General features: G+C 74.6%; 4 protein-coding genes, 1 pseudogene and 1 riboswitch. Of the genes and pseudogenes, 4 read left to right on the top strand and 1 reads right to left on the bottom strand.

Going from position 1 to position 4819, the window contains the following annotated elements; translation table 11 throughout:
* A partial coding sequence (locus G3I53_RS32830) for a glycosyltransferase family 4 protein (RefSeq protein WP_164439052.1) occupies positions 1–1194 on the bottom strand: 1194 nt, incomplete at its 3' end.
* Positions 1195–1401: 207 nt separating this feature from the next.
* Between G3I53_RS32830 and G3I53_RS32825 the strand changes: the two genes are divergently transcribed.
* From G3I53_RS32825 to G3I53_RS32810, 4 genes and pseudogenes are all read left to right on the top strand, one after another.
* A complete protein-coding gene (locus tag G3I53_RS32825; protein ID WP_164337960.1) occupies positions 1402–2103 on the top strand; it encodes a TetR family transcriptional regulator in 702 nt (233 codons plus the stop codon).
* A gap of 121 nt (positions 2104–2224) precedes the next feature.
* Positions 2225–2467: pseudogene (locus G3I53_RS32820) on the top strand (MBL fold metallo-hydrolase); the annotation flags it as partial.
* A gap of 176 nt (positions 2468–2643) precedes the next feature.
* Positions 2644–2716: riboswitch (cobalamin riboswitch) on the top strand.
* A gap of 129 nt (positions 2717–2845) precedes the next feature.
* Complete coding sequence (locus G3I53_RS32815) at positions 2846–4078, top strand: prenyltransferase/squalene oxidase repeat-containing protein (RefSeq protein ID WP_164337959.1); 1233 nt, start codon at positions 2846–2848, stop codon at positions 4076–4078.
* Entirely contained in the window at positions 4075–4758 is a 684-nt protein-coding gene (locus tag G3I53_RS32810) for an SCO2322 family protein (RefSeq protein ID WP_164337958.1), read from the top strand. Before G3I53_RS32815 ends, G3I53_RS32810 begins: the two co-directional genes overlap by 4 nt.
* Positions 4759–4819: the final 61 nt, after the last annotated feature.

Genomic DNA, 4819 nt, shown 5'->3' with positions numbered 1-4819 from the left:
GGGGTCGCCCAGCAGCCGGGTCAGGCCGGCGGCCAGGGCACCGGCGTCGCCCGGCGGCACCGCCAGGCAGGTCTCGCCGTCGCGGCCGGCCACCTCGGGGACGGCGCCGCCGGTGGTGGCGAGCAGCGGGGTGCCGGTGGCCATGGCCTCCGCGGCGGGCAGGGAGAAGCCCTCGTACAGCGACGGCACGCAGGCGACCTGCGCCGAGCGCACCAGGTCGACGAGTTCGGCGTCCGTGATGCCCTTGACGAACTGCACGGCGCCTTCGAGGCCGTAGCGTTCCATCGCCTGGGCGACGGGCCCCTTCTCGGGGCGCTTGCCGACGACGACGAGGTGGGCGTCGGGCTGTTCGACGCGCACCTTGGCGAGTGCCTCGACGAGGAAGACCAGGCCCTTGAGCGGCACGTCGGCGCTGGAGGTGGTCACGATCCGGCCGGGCACGACGGGCACCGAGGGGTCCGGCGCGAACAGGTCGGTGTCGGCGCCGATGTGGACGACGTGGATGCGGTCCTGGCGCACGCCGAGGTGGTCGGCGATCTCGTCGCGGGAGGTGCCGGAGACGGTGAGCACGGAGGGCAGGCGGCGGGCGACCCGCTTCTGCATCCGGGTGAACGCGTACCAGCGGCGGACCGCGTACCGGCGCCTGCGACTGTCGGCGGCGTCGAGTTCGAGCTGCCGGTCGACGGTGATGGGGTGGTGGATCGTGGTCACCAGGGGCGCGCCGATGTCGCCGAGCAGGCCGTAGCCGAGGGTCTGGTTGTCGTGCACGACGTCGAAGTCGCCGCGCCGGGCGCGCAGATGGCGGCGGGCCCGCAGGGAGAACGTCAGCGGCTCGGGGAAGCCGCCGGTCCACATGGTGGCGACCTCGAGGGCGTCGATCCAGTCGCGGTACTCGCCCCGGCCGGGGGTGCGGAAGGGGTCGGGCTGCCGGTACAGGTCGAGGCTGGGCAGCTCGGTCAGGGCCGGCCCGTCCCGGTCCGGTCCGAGGACGTCGAGGACGGGGTAGGGCTGGGCGCCGATCACCTCGACCCGGTGCCCGAGCCGGGCGAGTTCGCGCGAGAGGTGGCGCACGTAGACGCCCTGCCCGCCGCAGAACGGGTTTCCCTTGTAGGTGAGGAGTGCGATGCGGAGCGGTCGCAAGCCGTCGGCTGCGGGGCCCTGCGAAGGCCCGGCCTGACTGGCCTCAGCGGTCACTCTGGGCCCCCTTCTCCCTGCACTGTCCCGCGAGGTTACGCCGGGACGCTAATCTAGAACAAGTTACAGAGTTGATCGTTCGGAGGCTTCGAATCTACCGGCAGGTAGGAGCACTGGGCGCAGTGGATCAGGTGATTCACGCCACGGCCGGCGGCGTGCCATGCTGTCCGATCATCCATCCTCACCGATTGTCACGGAACGGGACCCATGCCCGCGGAAGCCAACCCAGACAAGGCGACCAAGGCGGCCAGGCCGGCCAAGGCGGACAGGACGGCCACGGCCGGAACCGGAGCCGGCGGCGCACGGCCCCCCTCCCCGGCGTCCCCGCTCACCGAGCGGCAGGAGGCCCGTCGGCGCCGCATCCTGCACGCGAGCGCCCAACTGGCCGGCCGGGGCGGGTTCGACGCGGTCCAGATGCGTGAGGTCGCGGAGTCCTCACAGGTGGCCCTGGGCACGCTGTACCGCTACTTCCCGTCCAAGATCCACCTGCTGGTCGCCACGATGCAGGACCAGCTGGAGCACATGCACGGCACGCTCCGGAAGAAGCCCCCGGCCGGGGAGACGGCGGCCGAGCGGGTCGCGGAGACCCTGATGCGGGCCTTCCGCGCGCTCCAGCGGGAGCCGCACCTGGCCGACGCCATGGTGCGCGCCCTGACCTTCGCGGACCGCAGCGTGAGCCCGGAGGTCGACCAGGTGTCGCGCCAGACCACGGCGATCATCCTGGACGCCATGGGCCTGGAGCACCCCACCGCCGACCAGCTGTCCGCGGTGCGGGTCATCGAGCACACCTGGCACTCGACCCTGATCACCTGGCTGTCGGGGCGGGCCTCCATCGCCCAGGTGAAGATCGACATCGAGACGGTGTGCCGGCTGATCGACGTGACGGCCCCGGAGGCGGGCGACCCCTGACGGGGCCGGCCGGCGGCACCACGGACACGTGACACCACGGACCACCAGGGACACGTGACACCGCCCGCACGCCACGGTACCGGCCGGCGGCCCGTCTGCTGGTCCGGCGGGCCCCGGCGCCCGCGTCGCCGAGCTCCTCGCCCACCACGAGACCCGGCTCACCGGACTGCCCGCCCTCCTGACCGACCCGCTCACGCCCTGGCAGCTCGCGGAGCGCATGGAGTGGAACCGCCCCTGGGCCCAGATCCCCTACGGGTCCCGCACCATCGCCGTGTCCGAGGCGGAGTCCCACCTGCGCCGCCTGGTGAAACTGGGCCGCGCCGAGGCGGTCCCCGGCAGCGACCCGGCGACGTACGTCGCGGTCCGAGCCACCGGACACCCGCCCCGTCGCCCGGCTCCCTCCCGCCCGCGCCCGCCCCGCCGCAACCCCGCCCGCCCCGTCACACCCCCCACGTGACCTCGGCCACCTCCCGCCCACCGGCCCCGGTCGCCTGTTCGGGGGGCGGGTAGAGTGGCCGCGTCGTCATCACACCCGTACGGGGGGAAGCCGGTGCGAATCCGGCGCTGACCCGCAGCCGTGAGCCGTCCCAGCGGACGGCGAGCCGGAATGCCCCGCACGGATCGTGACCGGCTCACGTGCCCGGCAGTCCGCCGGAGCACGGCACCGTCGAGGTATACGGAGCCGAGCCGCCGGGGTGTCCCGTGCTGCCCGACTCCCCTCAGGGAGAGGCACCCGCCCATCATGAACCTCCGCCGTGGCGCCGCGGTCCTGGCCGCCGTCGCCGTGATCGGCGCCGCCGCGCCGGCCGCAGCCGACCCGTCCCCGTCGCCGTCCGCGAAACTGCCCGCCGCCCTCTTCGGCGACAGCGACCCGCAGTACGACGGCGTCTGGCGCCAGTCGCTCGCCCTGCTCGCCCAGGACACCGCCGGGGTCCGGCCCGCCGCGTCTGCCGTCGACTGGCTGACCGGGCAGCAGTGCGCCGACGGATCCTTCGGCCCGTACCGTGCCGACACCTCCGAGGCGTGCGACGCCAAGACGATGGTGGACACCAACCAGACCGCCGCCGCGGTGCAGGCGCTCACCGCGCTCGGCGGGCACGACGACGTCACCGGCAAGGCCGTCGACTGGCTGAAGTCGGTGCAGAACAAGGACGGCGGCTGGGGCTACACCGCGGGCGGTGCCAGCGACACCAACTCCACCTCCGTCGTCGTCGGCGCGCTGGCCGCCGCCGGGGAGAAGCCCGGCGAGGTGACGAAGGACGGCAGGTCCCCCTACGACGCGCTGCGGAAGCTGGCCCTGCCCTGCGACGACAAGGAGGGCCCGGGGGCCTTCGCCTTCCAGCCCGACAAGAAGGGCGCCCTGGTGCCCAACGCGGACGCCACCGCCGCCGGTGTGCTCGGCTCCCTCGGCGCCGGCCTGGTCGTCGAGCCCGGCAAGGGCGACGGGACGGCCGCCGACGGCTGCGTGAAGGCGGACACCCCCGAGCAGGCCGCGGCCAACGGCGCCGCGTACCTCACCGAGGCCCTGGCCGAGGGGGGCCACCTCGTCTCCTCCCTCCCCGGCGCCGAGGACCAGCCCGACTACGGCAACACCGCCGACGCGGTCGTGGCGCTGTCCGCGCAGGGCGCGACCGCCCCCGCGAAGAAGTCGCTGGCCTGGCTGGAGAAGAACGCCACCGACTGGGCCGCCCAGAGCGGCCCCGCCGCCTACGCCCAGCTGATCCTGGCCGCCCACGCCACCGGCGCCGACCCCCGTGCCTTCGGCGGTACCGACCTGGTCGAGAAGCTCGGCGCGACCGGCCCGGCCCCGGCCGCGGACCGGGCGGCGGAGAAGACCGGCGCGTCCGACGCGGACGAGAAGAAGGACGAGTCGGACTCCGGCTTCGGCATCTGGTGGTTCGTCGGCGTCTGCCTGGTCGCCGGTATCGGCATCGGGTTCCTGATCAGCGGCCGCAACAAGCGGCAGCAGTCGTGATCCGCCGGCTCACCGTCCTGCTCCTGACCGCGCTCGTGCCCCTGTCCGCCGTGCTGGCGGGCGCGGGCCAGGCGCAGGCGGTCGGCTACCGCTACTGGTCCTTCTGGGAGCGCGACGGCGGACAGTGGACGTACGCCACCGAGGGCCCCTCCACGGCCCGGCCCGCCGACGGCGACGTCCAGGGCTTCCGCTTCTCCGTCAGCGAGGACTCCGGCGACGCCGCCAAGCCCCGCGGCGCGGCCGGCTTCGACACCATCTGTGCCGGCACCCCGGCGCAGGACGGCCGCAAGCGGGTCGCGCTGGTCCTCGACTTCGGCACCGCCGCCGACGCCCCGTCCGGCGAGACCCCGCCCGAGGGGCGCACGGTCTGCGCCCGGGTCGCCGAGAACGCGACGACCGCGCAGGCCCTGGCCGCCGTGGCCAAGCCGCTGCGCTACGACACCAACGCCCTGCTGTGCGCCATCGAGGGCTACCCGAAGTCGGGCTGTGGGGAACAGGTCTCGGGCACGGCATCGGGCGGCGAGACCTCCGGCAAGGACTCCCCGGAGTCGTCGGACGCCGCGCCGTCCGCGGACTCCTCGGACGGTGACGGCGGACCGTCGCTGGGACTCGTCGCCGGGATCGCCGTCGTGGTGTTCCTGGGCGCGGCCGCCATCTGGCAGGTACGCCGTCGTGGCTGAGCCCCGGCCCCGCCGGACCGGCGGCCGGCCGGCGTCCCGCGACGCCGGCCGGCCGCCCCGG

It is taken from the genome of Streptomyces sp. SID14436 (assembly GCF_010548465.1).
Lineage (GTDB): Bacteria > Actinomycetota > Actinomycetes > Streptomycetales > Streptomycetaceae > Streptomyces.
This window is presented reverse-complemented; position numbering and strand designations above follow the sequence as displayed.